Raw genomic sequence first — 21,951 nt, 5'->3', positions numbered from 1 at the left:
CGCAGCCGCCCTCTTCCCAGCGTTGTCACTGTGCCCCATTTTTCTTATGCGCCTGTCAGCGAGGGGCCAGTTACTGAGTGGTGTGTTGCTTAGGCATTGCCCTTACGGGAGGCAAGCACCTGGTCGATGAGTCCATACTCCAACGCCTGCTGTGCGGTGAGGATCTTGTCGCGGTCAATGTCGCGACGCACCTGCTCAACAGGGGTGTTGGAGTGGGCGGCCAGAGTGTCTTCCAGCCATGCGCGCATACGGTCGAGTTCGTCGGCCAAAATCTGAATGTCAGAAGCCTGTCCGTGCATGCCTTCCATCGCAGGCTGGTGAATGAGCACGCGGGCGTTGGGCAGGGCCAAACGGCGGCCCGGAGAGCCCGCAGCAAGCAGGACAGCAGCAGCCGAGGCAGCCTGCCCCAGGCATACCGTCTGGATCTGAGGCTTGATGTACTGCATGGTGTCGTAGATGGCAGTCATTGCGGTGAAGGAGCCGCCGGGGCTATTGATGTACATGGTGATCAGCGAATCGGGATCCTGAGATTCAAGAACCAGGAGCTGAGCCATGACGTCATCAGCTGAAGCGTCATCAACCTGAACGCCCATAAAGACAATACGGTCTTCGAAGAGCTTGGCGTAGGGGTCTTGGCGTTTGAAGCCATAGGCGGTGCGCTCCTCGAAGGAGGGCAGGACGTAGCGCGCCTGGGGCATCTGGCGGGCAATAGCCTCAAAGTAGGGCTGGGTGCTCATAGTCAGTTAGCTCCATCCTGTGCGCGGTTACCGATTTCCTGCGGGGTCGACACGACCTTATCCACGAAGCCGTACTCAAGGGCTTCGGTGGCGGAGAACCAGCGGTCGCGGTCAGCGTCAGCCAGAATCTGCTCGTAGGACTTCCCCGTCAGATCAGCGGTAATCTGAGTCAGCTCTTCCTTCATCTTGAGAATGAGGTCAGCGTTAATACGGATGTCCGTGGCGGTACCGCCAGCGCCGCCCGAAGGCTGGTGCATGAGCACGCGGGTGTGGGGCGTAATGTAGCGCTTCCCCGGCGTTCCAGCGGTCAACAGGAACTGGCCCATGGAGGCGGCCAGACCCATGCCCACGGTGACGACATCAGGCTTGATGTACTGCATGGTGTCGTAGATAGCCATGCCAGCGGTCACCGAACCGCCGGGGCTGTTGATGTAGAGGTAGATATCGCGGTTGGGATCCTCTGCCGCAAGCAGCAGCATCTGGGCGCAGATCGCGTTGGCATTATCGTCGCGGACCTCGCCGCCGAGCCAGATGATTCGCTCCTTCAAAAGGCGCTGGTAGACGGAGTCTCCCAACGCCATCGGGGTTTCGGCACCCGCGCCGTGCATCACGTTGCTCACGTGTCACCTCCAGGATTCACAGTCCACTGCGGACTTGTACTGCACCCTAACCTAGTGGTTTTTGTGCCCTCAGGCGCGCTGCGTCCGCTGTTTTCGCTATCGGCGCACGGGCGATTATTCGCCGCAGCCTGCGAGCGCGCAGCCTCGCTTCGCACACCGCGTTGTCATTTACACACCGCATAACCCCCAGAAACGACAACGCCGCTCCCATTGTCGGCGGTGCTGCACTTCCACAACTCCCCGCCTGCTCGCCCTGTTCTTGCCAGGCCCGCCCGGCCCCCATTGATTCCCTCCAACCACCGACTGGCCCACACCACCAACCTGGCAAGAGCCTTCCCTTCGCCCAGGCCCTGCCCTCAGCCACACCACCAACCTTGGTGCCGCCCATTCCATGGTAATCATGGGCAGAAATGTGACAGTTGTTGCTTTGCGGAGCAGTTGCGACCTTAGGTGACAGCTAAAGGTGTCACGCAATGCAACAACTGCTCCACAACTCCCTGCCGGGTCCCTCCAACTCCCCGACAAAGCCCCACTAGCTCCCTGCCGAGTCCTTCGAACACTTCCTGCCCAGTCAGATTCCCACTCGTGCCTGTCACAACAAAAGGCTGGGGCGGCATCTTTTGATGCCGCCCCAGCCTTCGAGATTAGTCAGCTAAAAGCTGAGAGGATCACTCCTCGTCGCCAGCCTCCTTTTCGGCCTCTTCCTCAACCTCAGGAACCTCTTCGCCCAGGAAGGCGGACAGGTCCACGTCAGCGCCGGCGGTGTCCTTGACGGTCACCACGCGCAGCAGCTCGATCAGAGCCTTGGCGCGGCCGAGGTCGGCCACGACGGCGGAGAGCTGGGCGGAGTTGGAGAACAGCTGGGAGATGTCCATGCCGTAGGACTGGGACATCTGCAGGGCGTAGTCGATGAGTTCCTGCTGAGAAACCTGGACCTCAAGCTTCTTGGCGATGGCCTCGGCCAGGATTTCAGTGCGGAATTCCTTTTCGATGGCAGCGCGAGCTTCCTTCTTCACCTTCGCGGTGGCGGAATCGCCAACGCGCTGAGCAACCTCAGCGTCAATGGCGGACTCGGGCAGGAGGATCTCCACCTTCTCGAGCAGGTGCTCAACCAGGCGGTCGCGGGCCTGCAGAGCCTGCTGGGAGGTCTTGGTCTGGCCAGCCTGCTTACGCAGGTCTTCCATGAGCTCATCAATGGTGTCGAACTCGGACACCATCTGAGCGAAGTCGTCGTCAGCCTTGGGCAGTTCGCGGGCCTTGACGGAGGAGACGTGCATGGAGACCTCAGCCTCTTCACCTTCGTGCTCGCCGCCCTTGAGGGTGGTGGTGAAGGTGATGTCGTCGCCTGCGTGGCAGCCGCGTAGAGCCTTGTCCTGGCCGTCAAGCATGTTGCCCTTGCCGATCTCGTAGGAGACATCGGAGAGGGAGTCAACCTCTTCACCGTTGACGGTAGCCACCAGGTCGATGGTCACAAAGTCGCCGGTCTTGGCCTGACGCTTGATGGGGGTCAGGGTGGCGAAGCGGCCGCGCAGTTCGTCGAGCTCGGCCTGAACGTCCTCGTCGGACACCTCGGTGGTGTCAACTTCAATGACGGTGGAGGCGTCAACGTCGGGCACCTCGAACGCGGGGACGACGTCAACCTCGGCGGTGAAGACCAGCTGGCCGCCGTGTTCGCCGGTGGTGTTGGGGATTTCGGTGACCTCAACGGAGGGCTGGGCCATGGGGCGCAGGTCGTTTTCCTGGACGGCGCCGGAGTAGTGGGTGGGCAGGACCTCGTTGACAACCTGCTCGATGACTGCGGCGCGACCAAAACGCTGGTCGATGATGCGTGCGGGGACGCGGCCCTTACGGAAACCGGGGATGGAGACCTGGTTGGCAATGTCCTTGTACGCCTTGTCCATTTCGGACTTGAGTTCCTCGTAGGGAACCTCAACGGTCAGGCGAACCTTGGTGGGCTCAAGGGTCTCAACGGTGCTCTTCACGTGTGTGCACTCCAGAATCAAAGGAATGGGCACCCGGCGAGCGGGCGCATGACAACTCTCCGATTCTACGCCAGTGAGGGGGCATTGTCGCCACCCGCCAGTGTGAACTCCCGCGCTTGCCGCCTGCACGCAGGCCAGGGGAGGGCCCGCTATCGCCCTGCACGCTTCACCATCTCCGCTACAGTATTGGCGATGATGACTTCCGATTCCCTCCTGCAGATGTACGACGCGCAGATGCGCACCGACGCCGAGGTTTTTGACGCCGCCTCCGTGACGCGCATCGGCCCGACCTACGCCGCACTCCTCACCTCCACTCAGCGGGGCCTGCTCACTTACGCTTCTCTTGAGGGGGTGAGCGACATTGACGCCCTGATTAACGAGGTCATCGCCCACTATCGTCAGGTGGGCTCCGTGCGGTCTTTCGAATGGAAGGCTCGCGGGCACGATGAGCCCGCAGATCTGTGTGAGCGCCTGGAGGCGCACGGTTTCACTCGCGATGACGTTGAGACGGTCATGGTCGGCGATGCTGAGGTGATCCTTGATGCCGAGTCAGCCCTGCCGGAGGGCTACCGCGTGCAGCGCCTGACCTCACGCGAGGATGTCTACGCCGCGAATGAGTTAGCGGCACGAGTGTTCAACTTCTCTGACGAGCGCCGAGCTGAGTATGCCGAACGTCAGACGCGACGCCTTTGGGGAAACAACACCGCAGAACTGTGGTGCGTGCGCACTTCCATCGACCCACTCACCCCAGATCAGATGGTGTGCACGGGCCGCATTGAGCACATTCCCGGCACGGATTTTTCCTCGCTCATGGGCGGCACCTGTCTGCCGGAACATCGCGGCCTTGGCCTGTATCGGGCGCTCACCGCAGCGCGAGCTCGAAGCGCCCTCGCCGCAGGCAAACGCTACCTTCACGCCGACTGCACGGAGTATTCCCGCCCGATTCTCCAGCGCGCGGGGCTACAGGCGGTCACCACCGCAATTCCGATGATCTATTCCTTCCCTGCAATAAAAGCCGCCATATAGGCTTCGAGTGCGGGCGCGGCACTCTGGGCGATCTCATGGGGTGTGGCGGCGCAGATCCGGGGGAGTTGGAGGATGTAGCGGGCGAAGAGGATGCCGTGGATGTGGGCTCCGATGAGCGCGAGTTCCAGGGGTGCGCCCTGCGCAGAATGAGCGGCGGGAATCTGGGGGAGGATCTGGCCCGTGATGAAGCGCAGCATGATGGTGCGGGATTCGTCGTGGGTGCCGACGCTGCGCAGTAGCGAGATGAAGGGCGGACCGAAGCGGGGGTCGTCGAGGGTGGTGATGATGTATTCGAGGTAGCCCGCCCATCCTCCCTCGTCGCCTGCGAGGGCTTTGAGGAGACGGTCTTGGATTCCTTCGGCTGTGAAGGTTGCTGCAATGACGGCGGAGAAGAGTTCGGATTTGCTGCCGTGGTAGTAGTGGACGAGTTTGGTGTCGACGCCTGCTTCGGTGGCGATCATGCGAATGGTGGCGCCTTGGTAGCCGTGGCGCGCGAAGACGCTGCGGGCGCCATCGAGGATGCCTGTGGCAATGTCAGTGCGGTCAGCGCGCGGTCCGCGCCGGTTTGACGAGGCTGTCCGCGTGGCCTCGTTTGCGGCAGAAGATTCGTGAGTTGCCACGTCGTCTCTCCTCTCCTGGGCTCCTGATGGAGGCTTTGTTCTCATGGGCATATTTGCCGCGACCCGCCTCTCGAACCTCGAACCTTGAGTCTCAAGCCTCGGCATATTCTATCGATGATTTTCACCATGCGATGAAAAGTCGTGCTACGCTAATTTCATCACCTAGTGAAACCTGGCAACGAGGAGGTTGCAATGAAAGCCATGGTGATCAAGGAATTCCGCGAACTCCTGCGCGACCGCCGCACCCTTGCCCTCCTTCTGTTCATCCCCACTATGCTCCTCATCGTCTTCGGTTTCGCCGCGAACTTCACCGTCGAACGCAATGAAGTCCTTATCGGCGGCCCCGGTGCGCGCTCCGTCGCCGACGCCCTCGCCAACCTCAGCCCCTCGCAAGAAGGCTTTATTATCGAGCACGTCGACCCCACTCTGAGCGAAGCCGACATTGAATCCCTCCTCCGAGCAGACGCCTACGATGCCATCATCTTCGCCACAGCCACCACCAATGATGACGCCCTCCTGTCGACGCGAACTCATGTGTGGATTGATGGATCAGGGCTCTTCGAAGCGATGGCCGTTGAGAAAACCTGGATGCAAACCATCGCCGAGGATGTCCGCGAACGCGCCCGCGCCACCACAGCAGATATCGAAGCCCTCCGAAGCGACCTTGAAAGCCGAAAAGGCCAGATCGATGAGGCACGCTCACAGCTGACTGAACTGCGCTCCACGCTCAGCGAACTCAATTCACGGATGGAGGAGCTACGCACCGCCCTCGCCAATCCCACGCCAGGCCCTCCTCCCAACCTGCCGTCACTCCCGGAGCCCCCGGCACTCCCTGACCTCCCCACGCTACCCAACCTCCCTGCGCTGCCAGAACTCCCAGTGCTGCCCGACACCAGCGCACTCAACCTCGACACCATTGACGCCGACTCGACAACAACCGTTCTCTTCAACCCTGACCTGAAAACCTCGTGGGTCATGCTGCCGGGCCTGGTGGGCCTCATCGTCCAGTTCATTAGCGTGGTCATTATGAGCATCGGCCTTGTCCGCGAGCGCGAGGCGGGAACCCTTGAGCAGCTCGCCGTCATGCCCCTGCATCCGGCGTCGATTATCGCTGGCAAGATCACGCCCTACTTAGTGATCTCCCTGTGCAATATTGCGGTGATTACCGCGCTTGCCTCGTGGATTTTTGGCGTGCCTTTCGTGGGCAGTTACGCGATCTACGCCCTGCTGACTACGCTATTCCTCTTCGCTGTCCTTGGGGTGGGCATCCTCATTTCGGTGGTTTCGCAAAATACCGGGCAGGCGATCCAGCTGTCGGTGATGACCCTCATGCCGCAGGTGCTCCTCTCGGGCCTGATTTTCCCGTTGGATTCCATGGCGGTGGGCGTGCGCTGGCTGGGGTATGCCATGCCGCTGACGTGGTTTACCAAGGCCGCGCAGGGCATTGTGTTGCGTGGCGCAACCCTTGCTGAGGTGTCCCTCCCCCTCGGGATTTTGGCGGCAATGGCGGTGTTCCTCTTCGTGGTGGCCAATGTGCGTATGGCACTGATGCTACGCAGGGGAGGTGAGGGAGCATGATGATCTCCTTCTCCCCTGGCACTGTGACCGCCCTCGTGGGTGGGGATGGTGCGGGCAAGACCAGCCTGCTGAAAACGCTCACCTCAGCGCAGGGTCGGGCGCAGATGGGGGGTGGGTGCGCTCTCGACGGGCGAGGTCGGCTACCAGGGGGCGACCTCGGGCACCTGGCCGCAGTTGACGGTGGTGGAGAATCTTCAATTCGCAGCCCGCGCCCACTCCATGCCACGCAACGTGACGCAGGCGCGCATTGATGCCCTGTGCGAGGCTGCCCGCCTGGATGAGGCACGCGATCGCCTGGCCTCGCGTTTATCTGGCGGTATGCGTCAGAAGCTGGGGGTGCTCATGGCGATGATCCACTCCCCTGCCCTGCTTCTCTTAGATGAGCCAACGACTGGCGTTGATGCTGAGAGTCGTCAGGTTCTCTGGCAGCTCATCAGGCGAGCGGCTCGGGAGGGGGCAACAGTGGTGGTGGCGACTACCTATTTGGACGAGGCCGAGCAGGCCGATCAGGTGTGCGTGCTTGATCGCGGGCAGCTCATGGCGCGGGGCAGTTGCGAAGAGGTCTTGGCCTCCACCCCAGGCAGGGTGTGGCAGGTTGGCGATCCCCTGCCACGTCATGCGCGGCCCCATCCTTACGCAGAGGCTTCCGTTCCCAATGACGATGGTGCGGGGGCCTCGAAGGACATGGCGGCCAACAATCCAGCTGCTACGGAGATCAGCGGCAGTGTCCCCCTCGTCCTCAATGACGCTCATACCTGGCAGAGGGGCCAGCGCTTCTACTACTGGCAATCCTCTGAGGTTCCCCCGCCCGTTGGAGGACGGCCAGTTGCCCTCGATCTTGAGCTCTCAACGATTGCCTCCATGCTGGCTTGCGAGCGCGAAGCCAGCACCGGCAATCCTGGCCGCGCAGACAAGCATCCAGAAAGTGCCGATCCGCCCCTTAGTCCTCGCCTCACTTACCCATCGGGAATTCCGCTCATCAAGGCCAGGCAGATCACGAAATACTTCGGCGATTTCACGGCCCTTGAGGAAGTCTCACTCTCCCTGAAAAGCGGCGAGATCGTTGGTTTGATCGGCAGTAATGGTGCTGGGAAGAGCACGCTCATTCGCATTCTCTTGGGGCTCCAACGGGCAGACTCTGGCAGCGTGGAACTCTTTGAGGGGCTTGAACCTCGTCAGGCGCGGGCGAATATTGGATACGTTCCCCAGAGCCTTGGCCTCTACGAGGCTCTGACTCCTGGGGAGAATCTTGCCTTCACCATGAATACCTACGGCGCTGTGAAAGACACCATTGCCCCATACAGCCTTGCCCGAAGGAGGCCGAACACGCGCAAGTGGAAGGCCGGTGATTGGGACGATGCCATTCGGATGTTCCCAAATGTTCCGGTGAGAGATCTCCCTCTGGGGGCCAAACGCCGCCTGGCTGTCGCATGTGCGCTCAGTCATGCGCCACGTTTACTGATTTGCGACGAGCCGACCTCGGGGATGGATGCTCTTTCGCGGGCACGTTTATGGAAGCATCTTCACCGCGTGGCCAGCGCGGGAACGGGGATTCTCATAACGACGCACTACCAGCAAGAGGCGCTGCAATGCGATCGCCTCGTGCTGCTTGAGGCCGGGCGTCTTGTCACTGACCGTTAGAGTTCCCCCAGTCGTCACTCATGGGCGACGTTCGGCTTTGTTCGACGACCGCAGGGTCAATGGAGCGCGGTCAGCGGAAAGGACGAGGCTTCAGCGCTGGAAGGTCATGCGGTGAGCATCCGCATCAACCTGGGCGCGCCCACCAATGGGGAAGGTCAGAAGTGGAGTGGTGTGCCCGAAGTCGACATTTGCCAGAACTGGAATCCCCTTCAGCCAGGGAAGGGAGGCAACGGTTTGCTCAACGTCGCTTCGGGTGACCTGGCTTGCCACCTGGAAACGGCCGATGACAAGAGCTGTGATGTTTTCCGCCCCGCACTGTTGCAAGACGGAGACAAGCATGCGACGAAACTCTGTGATGTCACTATTAGAGGTCTCTTCAACGAAGAGCACTGAGCCGTCAAGGTCAGGCAGATAGTCGGTGCCATTGAGAAGGGCCAGGGTGCTGAGGTTAGAGCCAAGCGCTATGCCGTCCGCCTTACCTGGCTGGATGGTCCACCAGCCGTCGGTGGAAAGTCTGTGACGATCGTCCTGCTGGAGGAACCACAAGTCGTCGGTGAACCAGTTCGTTGGCACCCACTCAATGGGATCGCGAGAGAAGGCAGCCTGCATGAAAGAGGCGTGCGTGACCTCGAAGTGGTCGCGCATACCGAAGGTGGACCAGTGCGGGCCAGAGTAGGTGATTAACCCGGTTTTGGCGTAGATCGCGTTGTGGAGAGCCGTAATATCCGAGAAACCGCACACAAACTTTGGGTTGGCGGCAATCAGCTCATAGTCCAGGTAGGGCAGGAGTTCGTTGCTGTTATATCCGCCAATGACGGTCATAATCCCGTCGACGGTGGGGTCAGCGAAGGCCTCGTGGAGGTCGGCCACCCGGGACTCAATCGAGGACGTGAAGAAGCTGTCGGCCTCGCGCACATGCGCACCGAAACTCACCTGCAGTCCCATCTGCTCGAAGCGGTGGGAGGCACAGTCCACAACGTATGCTCCCGCATCCCCTCGTTCCACGAAGGGCAGGCTCACAGAGGGGGCTACGACGCGGATATGTGAACCTGGCTGAAGGGGCTTTGGAGTGATCGAGGTGCGGGTCATGGTGAGCCAGTGTAGCGCGAAGCGGGATACGCACCCCTTCGGCGGAGACGTGAAGACCTACGCCCTGTTAACCGCGTTATGTCGGCAAAAATGCCTCATGTGCAGTGCCAGATGACACCGTAGCACCGCTTTGAGCGTCACTCCTGAGACGCACGAAACCCCCTGGAGCAATCCAGGGGGTTTGGCGGTTTGGAGCGGATGACGGGAATCGAACCCGCGTAATCTGCTTGGAAGGCAGAGGCTCTACCATTGAGCTACATCCGCGTGCTCACCGAGGTGAACGACAACGATACTACCGTGTCTGAGGCCGAATTGCGAAACCGGGGTATGACACGGTTATGATAGAGGTGCTGTTTCGCCGTGGCTTCCATGGGGGAAACACCACGGGGTATGGCGTAGCTTGGTAACGCGCCTGCTTTGGGAGCAGGAGATCGTGGGTTCAAATCCCGCTACCCCGACTTTCATCTGTCGGTTTACTTTCCCTACCATCTGCAGTTTTTGCGCACATGAAGCGCGTACACGAAAGAAGTGACCGATATGCCTTCCACGTTTTCTCAGATGCAACACTGGGGACGAACTCGATTCACTGGTGAAAAAGTTGTCCTTCGAGAGCTCCACCCCTCAGATCTTCCTCTGCTGTCCGCCTGGTGGAATGACAGCGGTGAGGCTATTTTCCAGCAGCAGGTCATCACCCCGCGGCCAGCTCAAAGCATTGAGCAGATGTACGAGATGTGGAGCACAAATGACTCCCCTAACGGCTGTGGATACACCATCACCGTAGATGGGGAGTGTATTGGCCACGTCACCCTCTGGGGCATGAGCCTGCCGATCCGCATTGCCACCTGCGCGATCATTATCGGCCCAGATTTCCAAAATGAGGGCTACGGTCGTGACGCATTGAATGTCGTCTTGCGCATCGCCTTTGACGAGATGGGTGCTCACAAGGTGGAGATTCAAGCCTGGGACTACAACGAACGTGCGCTTCACCTCTATTCGTCACTGGGCTTTGTTGAAGAAGGCCGACGCAGGGCCGCTACCTTCCACGGCGGCACCTTCCATGACCATGTCCAGATGGGCATCCTTGAAGACGAATACCGGGCGCTTCATTCCTGACAGGCGCCTGGCCGTTGCAACCTGAAGGCACACTGCCATGAAATTCAACTCCCTTATTCCCGAACTCTCCGTCAGCGACATTGAGGCGACCCGTCACTTCTACCTTGACGTTTTGCAGTTCACCTTGGAGTATGAGCGTCCCGAGGAGTTGTTTCTTTTTATCTCTTGTGAGGGCAATCAACTGATGCTTGAGCAGGAGAACGGGCACTGGTCAACTGGCCCTCTGGAGCACCCGTACGGGCGCGGCATTAACTTTGAGATGACGGTCAGCGACGTCGAGGGCCTCTATCAGCGCGTCCTGGACGCCGGTATTGTGCCCTTCCGCGAGCTCTCGGTCAGCCGCTATGAGACTGGTACCGAGGTACTCACTCAAAAGCAGTTCCTCGTTCAAGACCCGGACGGCTACCTTTTGCGTTTCACCGACTGAGCCTGGACTCACATGAGCCACTGCAGGCGGCGCCTCGTAGCATGACGCGATACGAGACGCCGCCTGCGGATATGTCAGTGGCCTGATGCGCTCGGCCGCTTCGTGTGGCTACTGCTGTTCCCCCGCACTGGCTATGGCCTGTAGCGCGGCGATGTGACGTTCCCACGCTTGTCGCCCCTGTTTCGTGAGCGACAAGGACGTGTGAGGGCGAGTGCCGATGAATTGCTTGATGATGGTGACGTAGCCACATTCTTCTAGGGCTGAGGCATTCTTGGACAGGGTGGAGTCGGTGGTTTGAATGAATTCGCGCATGTCCTTGAACGAGACCCTGTCGCGCGCAACGAGGGCGGAGACGATGGACAGGCGCAGGGGGTTGAGCAGCTTATCGTCGAGGGCGAGGCGGGGGTGCCCCTCGTGTGCCGCTGCCTCGCCAGGGGTTAGGGCGGGGGTTGTCTCCTTAGCCATTGGTCACTTCCTTTCGCTGAGCGAGGCCTTCTGCTTTGCGCACGGTCACGAGTTCGATGACGGGACCATTGATCGCCAAGATGGCAAAGAGTGCTGCGATACCAACAAGGGTCCAGACGCTGAGCTGGCCGTCGATTGCTGCGCGGCTTGCAAAGACCGCCCCCATGAATGTGATGCCCCAGGCGGCCATCATGATGCTCCACCGCCTGCCAAAACCTCGTGCTTGGCGTTTGATTGCCGATCGCATGGTAATGGCCATGAGGATTGCTGCAATGATCACCCATCCGAAGAAGACGAGGACTGGGATGAGCTCACTCATTCCGGCTTTGGCGAAAGCGAAACTGAGCAGGGGGAAGGTGCTTCCACCTACGCAGAAGATGGAGTAGGGAATCCACATGGGACTCAGGGTTGGCGCTGCGCTCATCTGGGATTGACGGACGAGGCCGAGGAGCTCGCGCGCCTTTGCGGGATCGACCTCGCCAACTGATTGGTCACGGTCAGAGGTGTTGCGTGTCATGATGATCGCCCCTTTCGCGGTGTGTGTTTCGAAGGTGTGAGGCGTCAGGCCTCCTCACACCTCCACTATAGAAACTACTTGCCAGTTTGGCAAGTGCTTTCTGAGGGGAAATTATTTTCCCACTCTAATCCCTGCTTTCTTCGAGCTGCGTCTCAGAAAATGACACGCGATTCGTCCTCCTCTCACCCATGCGGCTATCATCACATCCATGACGACGAACACCTTCTCCTGGTGGTGGCTCCCCTAGAGGCGAGCCACTCAATAGTCGTACCTGACCAATGCTCGCCACCTGGCGAGCATTTTTTGTGCACACTTCGGGCCCGCCAGGGGCGAACACCCCAACCACTCAAAGGAGTCCCCGATGACCACCGCAAACGCACAAGGTGCAGCCCCCAACGCGACCTTCACCCCCTCGGCGCCCCTCATTCCCGGCACTGAAGAAACCATCCGTCCAACGCTCATCCCCTCCTACTTTGGACGCTTCGGCGGTCAGGAAGTTCCCGACTTCCTCCTTCCTGCCCTTGACGAGCTCGAAGCCGCGTACGTTGAAGCCGTGCAAGACCCTGAGTTCATCAAAGAACTCAACACCCTGCGCCGTTCCTTCCTGGGCCGGTCTACCCCCCTGTACGAATGTCGCAACCTTCCCCTTGAGGGTGGCACCCGCATCATCCTCAAGCGCGAGGATCTCGTTCATGGCGGCGCTCACAAGGGCAATAACGTTCTGGGGCAGGGGCTACTCGCTAAGCGCATGGGTAAGACCCGCCTGATTGCTGAGACCGGCGCAGGCCAGCACGGTACCGCCACTGCGATGATTGCCGCACTCCTGGGCATGGAATGCACGATTTACATGGGAGCGCGTGACGTTGCCCGCCAGCGCCCCAATGTTGAACGCATGGAGCTTATGGGAGCCACCGTCATCCCCGTGACACGCGGAGATTCCTCCCTGAAAGACGCGATCGACGTCGCCCTCGAAGAATGGTGCACACGCCTGGAGGACACCTTCTACCTCCTGGGCACAGCCGCTGGCCCCCACCCCTTCCCCACCCTCGTGCGTTTCTTCCAAGAGGTCATCTCAGAAGAATCTCGCGAGCAGATGCTGACCGAGTTCGGCCAGCTCCCCGACGCCGTCATTGCCGCCGTCGGTGGCGGCTCAAACGCGATTGGCGCTTTCGCCGCCTACCTGGATGACGAAGATGTTGAGATCATCGGCGTTGAGCCCGCTGGCCACGGCCTGGATTCAGGCAAGCACGGCGCGCCGATCTGCAAGGGACAGGCGGGCATCATCCACGGCATGCGTTCGATGGTGATGCTCGGCGAGGACGGCGAGATCCTGCCCTCGCACTCGATCTCGGCCGGTCTGGACTACCCCTCGGTTGGTCCCGAGCATCCCTACCTGGCAGAGATTGGCCGCGCTTCCTACGTGGGCATCACCGACGAAGAGGCCATCGAGGCCTACCGTCTACTGAGCCGCTACGAGGGCATTATCCCCGCGATGGAGTCCTCTCACGCTGTCGCTCAGGCAATTAAGATCGCCCGCCAGCGCGCCGCGCAGGCCGCTGAGAATGGAACGCAGGACGAGGCGACCGCCGCCCCCCTGACGCTGCTGGTGAACCTTTCGGGCCGCGGCGATAAGGACATGGAGCAACTGCGTCCCTACTTCAACTGATGCGTAGGCGACACGAGCCGCGCAGCAGGTGATTCGAGAGGCAGGGCGGCGCCCGCGAGTGCTTCATACCCCCAGAATGACAGTGCTCACCGAGCGCCATCCCTGAGACTCTCACACTGATGGGGAGTTCTGCATTCCTTGCAGAACTCCCCATCAGCCATTTCACAATGCCCAGCAGAACATCCAGCTTGTGATCACCGAGCTGCTAGCCCCTCCCCTCTGGTCACACCTTCGAAGAGGCTCGCCCACCTGCCGCCACCACACCGTAAAACGCGGAGAAGGTTAGCCTCGTCGGGCGCGAAGCAGCGGGTGAACGTAGGACACAACGGTGGAAATCAGCAAGAAGACCCCCGCCAGAGCAAAAGGCGCTATGGGGTGCCATCCGTAGAGCGCGGTGGCGGTGACAGGGGCAAAAATCCAGGTCACTGCGCCAACAGCGTGGAGAACCCCCGCGACGGCCCCCTGCTCGTCTGGGCCGACAGCGAGGGATCCCCCGGCGGTGTAGCCGGGGCCGAGCATGCCCGAGGCGAAGCCCATGAAGAAGCTGGCCACAGAGATCACCACCATGGAATCCACCAGGGCAATGAGGGCAAACATTACCAGTGCGGCGCTCAAGCCCACGCGCACGAGGCGACGCGGCGGCCAGAGCAGGCGTGGCACCACGATCAATTGCGCGATCATTGCTCCGGCTGCGGAGGCAAGGAGCAGTCCACCGGTGACGGTCAGCGCTTTTTGGGGGTCAAGGTGCAGGCGGTCTTGCACGACGAAGCCAACGATGATCTGCAAGACGCCATTGGCGAAGAAGAGCCCCATGCCCGAGAGGATCCACGGCAGGACGCGACGATCAGTCCACCGCATTTTCGGCGGAAGCGGGTGATCCTTGCGGCTGGCGGTCACCGGAATAGCGAAAAAGGCAACCAGCAGGGCCGCAGCGACCAGCCAGGGGGTCGCGTAGACCGGCGCATAGATCCACCATGCACCAAGAGAGGCTGAAACGAGCGAGCCGATCATGATGGACAGGTTCGTTGCCCCCGAGAATGCGGACATTCCTCGTACTCGCGCCTGCTCATTGGGGGTAATTTCTGCGATCAACGCCTGCGCGGTGGGCGGGATGGCCGACACCGCAGAGCCAAAGAAGGGGCCACGAGCGAGCACAATCGCAGCGGTCGCGGCTACAGCGCCAATCAAACCAATGGCTTTAGCCCAGACCGCAGCGACAAAAAGAGCGCCGGCCGCGAAAGCGAGGGTCAGGGAGATCAGCAGGACACTACGTCTCCCCCAGTGAGTGGAGCGTCGCCCCCAGAACTGGGAGAGCATGGCAACGAAAAGTGCCGCCAGTGATACAGCTAAGCCGATTGCCCACTCCACAAGGCCCAATGCGCGTGACAGCGGCGCGATGGAGACATTGAGCATGTTTTGCGCAATGTAGGTAAAGAACACGATGACGAGGAGGGCGCGCAGGGTGGGGTTGGCCGAGATCTTCCCCGAGCGCGCTGTGCCAGCTGAGGTGGGAGGGGTGCTCACGGGGGCAGCGGGGGAAGATGTGGTCATCCTTTGAGGGTACGCGCCATTGGGCCGCCTTCCTACTTTCTGCGACTATGAGGCGTATCGCATCCGACCTGGGAGGATGCAGGTGAAGATGGTACCCTACTAGACCTCGGCAAGTATTTCAGAATACGAACTTGTATCGTCACTGATCGCTCGGGATTTCTGGCCCCATTTTCTCAGGCTCGCCCATTTGCTCTGCACGTTGTCACAGATGTTCAGATGCAGAGCTGGAAATGTTTAGGATTCCTTCGTTACGTCCCTTCACCAGTGATGCTGATGTCAGGAGTTTTCGTGGGGTTTTTCCGGCGCAATGGGTTTGAGACACGCCAGCAGATCGCAGCTTTCCTTACTGTCGTGTTCTCCGGCCAGATTATTTACTCGGCCTTCGAGTCCTTCAAGATTCCCTTCTACCAACGGCTCGTCACCTACTACGGCCTAACCGATACCCAATTCGGCCTCCTCTTTACTGCCCTGGGTGTCGCCGTCTTCTTCTACATCCCCGGCGGATGGGTCAACAATCGCTTTAATGCGCGCAGCATCCTTATGGTGGGACTGGCGTATCGCTGCATCACCGCACTGATCCTCATCGGCCTGACCCCCTCACTTCCTGAGGGCATTAAATTCCCCGTCATGTTCGCCATCACCCTATCCTGGGGTGTGTGGGACTCCGTGTTCTGGCCTGCGGTGGTCAAGGGCGTCGTCCTCTTTTCTGGACGCGACAACAAGGGCTTTGGCCTGGGCGTTCTCACAGCCTTCCGCGCCGGCGGCGAGGCAACCCTGAACGGCATCCTTATCGGTGTGATGGCCATTGCGGGCGGCTCCCTCATTGCCTTCAAGTGGGGCATGATCGTCTACGCCTGCCTGACCCTGCCGATGATCCTCCTCATCCATCGCTTTGTTCCCGCCGACCCACGCACCGAGGGCGACGCCTCGGGTGAGGACACCGAAGCCGTCACCGGCAAGGAGGCTCTGGCCGGCCTGCTGCAGACCCTGCGGATCCCCCGCGTGTGGCTGGCAGGCATTGCTGGCATGTGCGTGTACTGGGTCTACACCACCTTGGTCTACACCACCCCATTCTTTGTTCGCGTCTACGCCTTCGATGAGAATGTTGCCGCCCTCTACGCCACCGTCAACGCGATCCTACTTGGCCTCTCGGGCGGCATCCTGGGCGGAATTATCGCGGACAAGGTTTTCAAATCCTCAGCAACAACGATTGCCATTACCCTGACTCTAGGTGCAGGATTCCTTGTCATTTTGGCTTTCCTGCCCGGCGGTTCGGACAACTCCTGGATGGCTGTCGCCGCGCTCTCTGCTTTCGCTTTCGTCACGATGATGGCCAAAGGCATCCAACAAGCCCCTGTTGCTGAGCTTCATCTCCCTTCCACCATGGTGGGCTCGGCAATGTCGGTGAACTCCTTCATGGCCTTTGCCTGCATTCTGTGGGCGACCACACTCAATGGCTCCATCCTTGATGCTCACAAAGACTCCCCTTCCACCGGATTCACCTTGATTTTCCTTCTCATGGCTGGGGTTGGCCTTAGCGGCGCACTCCTGTCGGCATGGCTGGAAGTCCTCAACCGTCGCCACAACAGGCGGCAAGCCGCAGCGCTTTCCGCGTAGAGGCTTTCTCACAACTCGCCCATTCGAATCTCTTTCATGTAAAGTTTTAATCGGATGGGATACGCATGGGGGAGACGGCTGTGCCGTCTCCCCCATGTCATTGCCCACGCTCCACCAGCCCCTCGGCCGCGCCCCTCGGCCATGCCCCTCATCCACACTCAGAAACTCACCCAGCCACCCCCGACCCCTCCGGCTAGAGTTCACTCTGTGACTGACACTCCCCCACCCGCCTTCCAGCATTCTCTGAAGCCGCACCTCACTCGCGTCGGATTGGCCCTCGCCTTCGTCCTCGCTTTGGGGACACTCGTGCGTCGTTCCGACTTCGACTACGCGATCACCCACGCCTTCAACGCCAAGCGCTCAGACACCGTGGCCACCATCGTCGACTCGATCTACCTGGGCCTCCAGGTGCCCTACAGCATCTACCTCCTGCTGGGCTGTGCGCTGCTCGTGGGCCTCGTCTACTCCAAAACCCGCATGGGCCTCCTCTTCCTTCTCACCGTCGCCCTCGCATGGCTTCCCATCCCCCTCATCAAGGCACTCTTTAGCCGACCCCGCCCCGACATGAGCACCATGGAAAACCCCAGCGGCATCGTCCCCACCGACCTATCCTTCCCCAGCGGGCACACGGCCTTCGTCAGCGCACTGGCGATCGCCCTCGCCCTCGCCCTCGCCCCCTACGTGCGCAGACGCTACCGCTACCCCCTCGTCGCACTCGCGATGCTCACCATCATGGTGGTCGTCATGACCACGGGGGTGCACTTCCCCACCGACACCATCGGCTCCATGGTCTGGGCGCTAGCAGCCACGCCCGCAATCTGGGCCATCCTCACAAGGCCACCGGCATCGCCCACTCCGGCCACGACGCAGCCGAGAGCCGCCCACTAAAGGGCCTGGAGGGCCGGGGGAATCGCAAACCCGCACTCCCCCAACTCAGGCAAAGCCAGGCCCAGCCCCGCAGGATTACTGGGCAGCCACGTACTCGGCCAAATGGTGGCCGGTCAGCGTCTCCCCCTGAGCGACAAGCTCAGCCGGGCGCCCCTCAAAGACCACGCGCCCTCCGTCGTGACCGGCGCCGGGCCCCATGTCGATCACCCAGTCCGCGTGAGCCATCACTGCCTGATGATGCTCCACCACGATCACTGTCGCTCCCCGATCAACCATGCGATCAAGGAGTGCCAGCAGGCGATCAACATCAGCCAAATGCAGGCCGGTGGTCGGCTCATCCAAAATGTACACGCCGCCCTTGTGTGCCATATGAATCGCAAGCTTGAGGCGCTGACGTTCACCGCCTGACAGGGTCGTCAAGGGCTGGCCCAAGCTCAAGTACCCCAAACCCACGTCCTCTAAGGCGGCGACGATCTTGGCCGCAGCGGGGATACGCGCCTCGCCCTCGGAAAAGTAGATGAGGGCGTCGTCAACGCGCATATCGAGGACGTCAGCGATGTTCTTCCCACCCAGGGTGTAGCCCAGTACTGCAGCGTCGTAACGGCGCCCCTCGCAGACCTCACAGGGAGAGGACACCGTCTCCATGAACCCCAGTTCGGTAAAGATCACGCCAGCTCCCGAGCAATTCGGGCAGGCACCCTCAGAGTTGGCGCTAAAGAGTGCGGGCTTGACACCATTTGCCTTCGCGAAAGCCTTGCGCACAGGCTCCAGCAGGCCCGTGTAGGTGGCCGGGTTGGAGCGTCGCGATCCCTTGATGGGGCTCTGGTCAACGCTAATAGCCTCAACATCGGCGGGTAGACAGCCGTGAATGAGCGAGGATTTGCCCGAGCCAGCCACGCCGGTAATGACCGTCAGCACCCCCAAGGGGATATCGACGTCGACCTCACGCAGATTATTGAGCGAGGCGCCGCGCACCTCAATAGCGCCCGTCGGCTCACGCAGGGCATCAGCTGACTTGAGCTGGGCCCGGTGTCCGAAGTGTTGGCCGGTCAGCGTGTCGGAGGTCAGCAGGCCTGCGAGGTCCCCCTGGTAGGTGACCTGCCCGCCGCCGCTACCCGCCTGCGGGCCGAGGTCAACAATGTGATCGGCAATGGCGATGGTTTCAGGCTTGTGTTCAACCACCAGCACCGTATTGCCCTTGTCGCGCAGGTTTCCGAGCAGCTCATTCATGCGTGCGATGTCGTGCGGATGAAGCCCCACGGTGGGTTCGTCAAAGACATAGGTGACGTCTGTGAGGGAGGAACCCAGGTGGCGGACCATGCGCACGCGTTGGGCTTCGCCGCCGGAGAGGGTACCCGTTGGCCGGTTCAGCGACAGGTAACCCAGGCCAATCGTCACCATAGATTCAAGGGCATGCGCAAGTTGTGCAATGAGCGGGGCGACCTCGGGTGCTTCCAGGCCCGCCACCCATTGGGCCAGGTCTGAGACCTGCATCGAGGAAGCGTCAGCAATGGACACCCCATCAATGGTCGAGGTCCGCGCCCCCTCGTTCAGACGCGTGCCCGCACACTCGGGGCAGGTGGTGAAGGTGACAGCTCGGTCAACGAAGGCACGAATATGAGGCTGCATAGCCTCAGGGTCTTTGGCCAGCAGGGATTTACGGACCTTGGGGATCAGGCCCTCGTAGGTCATATTGATGCCGGTGATCTCTACCTTGCGCGGCTCAGCGTAGTAGAAGAGCTCCTTTTGTTTCGCAGTGAAAGAGGCAACGGGCTGATCGGCGGGGAAGAAGCCCGAATCAGAGTAGAGGCGTACCGCCCACCCTCCGGCCTTGTAGCCGGGGACAAGAATCGCCCCATCGTTCAAAGAGAGGCTTTCGTCGACAACGGCAGCAAGGTCAATGTCAGAGACACTGCCGCGCCCCTCACAGCGCGGACACATGCCGCCCGTTTGGGAGTAGCGCTTGGCTACCTTCAGCTCACGGCCATCTTTCATGACGGTGATCGCCCCGGCTCCGCTGACAGTGGGAATATTGAAGGAGTAGGCCTGCGGGGATCCCAAAGACGGGCTGGCCAGGCGAGAGAAGAGAATACGGAGCATTGAGTCAACATCGGTGGCTGTGCCCACCGTTGAGCGAGGGTTCGCGCCCATCGGCTCTTGACCGACAACGATGGCCGTCGTCAGTCCCTCCAATGCGTCCACATCTGGGCGTGCAAGGCTGGGCATGAACCCCTGAAGGAAGCTCGAGTAGGTGGAGTTAATGAGGCGCTGGGATTCGGCGGCAATGGTGTCAAACACCAGCGAGGATTTGCCCGACCCAGATACGCCCGTAAAGACCGTCAGGCGACGCTTGGGAATGTCTAGGTCAATGCCGCGCAGGTTGTTTTCGTGGGCGCCACGCACGACGATGACATCATGGTCATCGGCGGGATGAAGGGCACGAGTTTCTGCAGTGCTGTCAGGACGGCAGTCAGCGGATACGGCCATGGCAGAACTCCTTATTGGTCTTGAGAAGCTATTCCTCAGCACAGAGCTCCATTAGGGCTGGAAATGCGGCATATAAAGGCGCCACAGCCTATCACGCCAATGTTTCACCCACTGGGTGTAGCGATTTGTCCCCTCGTGGTCATCGGCCTGACGTGCCAGTTCGTGCATCATGGCAATGTCATCGGCCAGTAGCTCCCATCGTGCGCCATTTTCCAGCCGTTGAGTGCACACCTCGACAGCGAGTTCCAAGGCGCGCTGAGGGTAGGGCTGAGGGTCGTGGAACACCAAGTGCCTCCATGAGCGCCCTGCACCATGGGCATCCACCCACTGCCAGGCACCCTCATGGTCCCCCACCATCAGGAATAGAGGGAGTGCGCCATCGCAATAACGCGAGGGGTGGGTGAGCAGCCACTGTCGCAGCGCCTCGCGTTCCTTAGCTTCGAAGTCTGTTTGGGCAATAGCGTCGATCCACATCTGCGCTGATTCTGTGTCCGGGTGACTGATGAAGTACTCACGCGCATATTCTGCTGCTTCCTCACGGCGTCGGGCACGGATGAGGATCTCTTGGGCCCATTGCGGCGCAATATGCACTGCACTCAAGGAATCGGCATTCCATGGGCCGTGAGCTCCTGATGCGCTCACTCGTTGTGCTTCATAGGCTTGCTCCACCAGATCAGCTGCAGTGGAGAAGTCTTCGCGTGCGAGCGCGACGCTGATCATGCCCGGCAGCGCTGTCGGCACTGCCCCTTCTAACGACTCAAGGACGCTGTCGTACTCCCCACTCATATAGGCCAATTCCGCCTTCATCAACCGTAGTTCTCTGCGTTGACGGCTGAGGATATGTTCGGCATCAGCATACTTCGCCTGGAAAAATCCTCTCTGCGTGGAACCTCCACCGCCAGACTTCAAGCGTTCCTCGATTGCGTCCACTTCACGCTGACAGTAGGAGCGCCCGTCCTGTCCGAGTGCAGACAGGTACGGCAGGAAAGACATGTGCAGCCACTGCGGTTTTGCATCTCTCATCGTGACAAGCGCGCATGCGAGTTGCTGCGGGTTGAGCGCAACGCGGCCAGTGAGAGTCACGTGCAGTGAAAGCAGGTCTTTACCTAGGCACCTCAATTCTGTGCAGTCGTTCTCGGCCGACCCATAGGCTGCCAGGAAACGAAACAGGAGACGCTCAACTGCAACGTAGGCAATATGCTCGTGACCAGAGTCTGCAAGGAACTTCAGATCCCGAATACTTTCTTCAACACTCATGTAGGCAACGAAATGAAGATCAATCTGATCTTTATACGGGCGGGTAGCCTCACGTATCCGCGCAAAGAGACTCTCGGTCTTATCCAAGCTCCTCATCTCAAAAATTTCTGAGCGCCGCTGAAGGAGCTCATCGAGGTCTTCTTCTTCCTGATATACCTCCATGAGCATGGCTCGCGCTTGCTCACCCGTGATGGTCTGAAGAAAACGGTGAATTGATTGTTCTCGCTGTGGCAGGCAAGCATCGTTAGATTGTTGACCTTCAGCGTGTTTGCCGATCCCAGGTGCTTTGCTTGTCTGTTCCAGGTTCTCCTCGCGAAGGATCCGGAGTCCGAGAGCCACCATGTGTTTACAGAAATGCCCCAGGTTTCCATAAGGGCAGCAGCACCTGCCGTGGATTCCCACATGATCCCACCACAGCTCAACAGCGTAAGGAGAGCTCAGCTCACTGATCGCTTCGGCATGCCCCGCAGCACGATCCAAGATCGTCAAAGCGTCGATATATTCATAGGCGCGCCCAAGTACCTTCGCGCCAGCCACAGCACGCAGGGTCGGCACGCTCAGAGCTGAGCACACAACCTCTGGAGTTGAGCATGTTGGTAGGCTGCGCTGCACAGACTCGCTCTGCCTGTCAGACAGCTCATCGAAGGAAGTGGAAGTTGTCATGTTCCAA

The 21,951-nt window shown here is 60.3% G+C and carries 18 protein-coding genes, 2 tRNA genes and 1 pseudogene; 10 read left to right on the top strand and 11 right to left on the bottom strand.

Annotated elements, in window-relative coordinates:
- Nucleotides 1-89 precede the first annotated feature (89 nt).
- The 3 genes from HWX48_RS00450 to tig form a co-directional block, all read right to left on the bottom strand.
- Entirely contained in the window at nt 90-737 is a 648-nt protein-coding gene (locus HWX48_RS00450; RefSeq protein ID WP_124872186.1) for an ATP-dependent Clp protease proteolytic subunit, read from the bottom strand.
- 2 nt (nt 738-739) lie between these two features.
- On the bottom strand, nt 740-1,345 hold the full coding sequence (locus HWX48_RS00445) for an ATP-dependent Clp protease proteolytic subunit (protein ID WP_175953748.1): 606 nt from the start codon (nt 1,343-1,345) through the stop codon (nt 740-742).
- Nucleotides 1,346-2,025: 680 nt separating this feature from the next.
- A complete protein-coding gene (tig, locus tag HWX48_RS00440) occupies nt 2,026-3,339 on the bottom strand; it encodes a trigger factor (protein ID WP_175953565.1) in 1,314 nt (437 codons plus the stop codon).
- Nucleotides 3,340-3,387: 48 nt separating this feature from the next.
- On the opposite strand from tig, the gene HWX48_RS00435 reads away from it, so the two are divergent.
- The gene (locus tag HWX48_RS00435) at nt 3,388-4,365 is read left to right on the top strand and encodes a GNAT family N-acetyltransferase (RefSeq protein WP_175953563.1); all 978 of its coding nucleotides are present in this window, start codon (nt 3,388-3,390) and stop codon (nt 4,363-4,365) included.
- Here HWX48_RS00435 and HWX48_RS00430 read toward each other — a convergent pair.
- A complete protein-coding gene (locus HWX48_RS00430; protein WP_217701560.1) occupies nt 4,332-4,985 on the bottom strand; it encodes a TetR/AcrR family transcriptional regulator in 654 nt (217 codons plus the stop codon). The genes HWX48_RS00435 and HWX48_RS00430 overlap by 34 nt on opposite strands.
- A gap of 192 nt (nt 4,986-5,177) precedes the next feature.
- Between HWX48_RS00430 and HWX48_RS00425 the strand changes: the two genes are divergently transcribed.
- The 3 genes and pseudogenes from HWX48_RS00425 to HWX48_RS00420 all read left to right on the top strand — a co-directional run bounded on the left by HWX48_RS00425 (nt 5,178) and on the right by HWX48_RS00420 (nt 8,204).
- The gene (locus HWX48_RS00425; RefSeq protein ID WP_175953559.1) at nt 5,178-6,563 is read left to right on the top strand and encodes an ABC transporter permease; all 1,386 of its coding nucleotides are present in this window, start codon (nt 5,178-5,180) and stop codon (nt 6,561-6,563) included.
- Nucleotides 6,560-6,643: pseudogene (locus HWX48_RS11370) on the top strand (ATP-binding cassette domain-containing protein); the annotation flags it as partial. The gene HWX48_RS00425 and the pseudogene HWX48_RS11370, both read left to right, overlap by 4 nt.
- Nucleotides 6,644-6,674: 31 nt before the next feature.
- The gene (locus tag HWX48_RS00420) at nt 6,675-8,204 is read left to right on the top strand and encodes an ATP-binding cassette domain-containing protein (RefSeq protein WP_175953557.1); all 1,530 of its coding nucleotides are present in this window, start codon (nt 6,675-6,677) and stop codon (nt 8,202-8,204) included.
- A gap of 90 nt (nt 8,205-8,294) precedes the next feature.
- On the opposite strand, the gene HWX48_RS00415 is transcribed toward HWX48_RS00420, so the two are convergent.
- Together HWX48_RS00415 and HWX48_RS00410 are read right to left on the bottom strand one after the other, a co-directional pair.
- Nucleotides 8,295-9,293: an LD-carboxypeptidase gene (locus HWX48_RS00415; RefSeq protein ID WP_217701559.1), complete on the bottom strand. Its 999-nt coding sequence runs from the start codon at nt 9,291-9,293 to the stop codon at nt 8,295-8,297.
- A gap of 190 nt (nt 9,294-9,483) precedes the next feature.
- Nucleotides 9,484-9,557: transfer RNA gene (locus HWX48_RS00410), tRNA-Gly, on the bottom strand.
- A 120-nt stretch (nt 9,558-9,677) separates the two neighbouring features.
- On the opposite strand from HWX48_RS00410, the gene HWX48_RS00405 reads away from it, so the two are divergent.
- From HWX48_RS00405 to HWX48_RS00395, 3 genes are all read left to right on the top strand, one after another.
- Nucleotides 9,678-9,751 (top strand) — tRNA-Pro (locus HWX48_RS00405).
- A 79-nt stretch (nt 9,752-9,830) separates the two neighbouring features.
- The gene (locus HWX48_RS00400; protein ID WP_124872211.1) at nt 9,831-10,406 is read left to right on the top strand and encodes a GNAT family N-acetyltransferase; all 576 of its coding nucleotides are present in this window, start codon (nt 9,831-9,833) and stop codon (nt 10,404-10,406) included.
- A gap of 37 nt (nt 10,407-10,443) precedes the next feature.
- A complete protein-coding gene (locus HWX48_RS00395) occupies nt 10,444-10,833 on the top strand; it encodes a VOC family protein (RefSeq protein WP_175953555.1) in 390 nt (129 codons plus the stop codon).
- A 108-nt stretch (nt 10,834-10,941) separates the two neighbouring features.
- On the opposite strand, the gene HWX48_RS00390 is transcribed toward HWX48_RS00395, so the two are convergent.
- Together HWX48_RS00390 and HWX48_RS00385 are read right to left on the bottom strand one after the other, a co-directional pair.
- Complete coding sequence (locus tag HWX48_RS00390) at nt 10,942-11,298, bottom strand: transcriptional regulator (RefSeq protein WP_175953553.1); 357 nt, start codon at nt 11,296-11,298, stop codon at nt 10,942-10,944.
- Nucleotides 11,291-11,815 (bottom strand): hypothetical protein, encoded by a 525-nt coding sequence (locus HWX48_RS00385; protein WP_175953551.1) that lies wholly within the window; start codon nt 11,813-11,815, stop codon nt 11,291-11,293. Before HWX48_RS00385 ends, HWX48_RS00390 begins: the two co-directional genes overlap by 8 nt.
- Before the next feature lie 361 nt (nt 11,816-12,176).
- Between HWX48_RS00385 and trpB the strand changes: the two genes are divergently transcribed.
- A complete protein-coding gene (gene trpB, locus HWX48_RS00380; RefSeq protein WP_175953549.1) occupies nt 12,177-13,481 on the top strand; it encodes a tryptophan synthase subunit beta in 1,305 nt (434 codons plus the stop codon).
- 282 nt (nt 13,482-13,763) lie between these two features.
- Here the strand turns inward: trpB and HWX48_RS00375 are convergent, their stop codons facing one another.
- A complete protein-coding gene (locus tag HWX48_RS00375; protein ID WP_175953547.1) occupies nt 13,764-15,032 on the bottom strand; it encodes an MFS transporter in 1,269 nt (422 codons plus the stop codon).
- 288 nt (nt 15,033-15,320) lie between these two features.
- Here HWX48_RS00375 and HWX48_RS00370 point away from each other — a divergent pair, with 288 nt between their 5' ends.
- Together HWX48_RS00370 and HWX48_RS00365 are read left to right on the top strand one after the other, a co-directional pair.
- Nucleotides 15,321-16,649 carry an MFS transporter gene (locus HWX48_RS00370; RefSeq protein ID WP_175953545.1) on the top strand — a complete coding sequence of 443 codons (1,329 nt, stop codon included), beginning with the start codon at nt 15,321-15,323 and terminating at the stop codon, nt 16,647-16,649.
- 207 nt (nt 16,650-16,856) lie between these two features.
- Nucleotides 16,857-17,537, top strand: a complete 681-nt coding sequence (locus tag HWX48_RS00365) for a phosphatase PAP2 family protein (RefSeq protein WP_175953543.1) — start codon at nt 16,857-16,859, stop codon at nt 17,535-17,537.
- Nucleotides 17,538-17,612: 75 nt separating this feature from the next.
- On the opposite strand, the gene HWX48_RS00360 is transcribed toward HWX48_RS00365, so the two are convergent.
- Both HWX48_RS00360 and HWX48_RS00355 read right to left on the bottom strand, forming a co-directional pair.
- The gene (locus HWX48_RS00360) at nt 17,613-20,024 is read right to left on the bottom strand and encodes an excinuclease ABC subunit UvrA (RefSeq protein WP_175953541.1); all 2,412 of its coding nucleotides are present in this window, start codon (nt 20,022-20,024) and stop codon (nt 17,613-17,615) included.
- 51 nt (nt 20,025-20,075) lie between these two features.
- The gene (locus HWX48_RS00355; RefSeq protein WP_175953538.1) at nt 20,076-21,944 is read right to left on the bottom strand and encodes an SWIM zinc finger domain-containing protein; all 1,869 of its coding nucleotides are present in this window, start codon (nt 21,942-21,944) and stop codon (nt 20,076-20,078) included.
- Nucleotides 21,945-21,951 lie beyond the last annotated feature (7 nt).

Origin of the sequence: Schaalia sp. Marseille-Q2122, assembly GCF_903645355.1 — a bacterium.
Classification (GTDB): Bacteria; Actinomycetota; Actinomycetes; order Actinomycetales; family Actinomycetaceae; genus Pauljensenia.
Note: the sequence above shows the minus strand (reverse complement) of the source record. Positions and strands in the feature narration are given on the sequence as shown.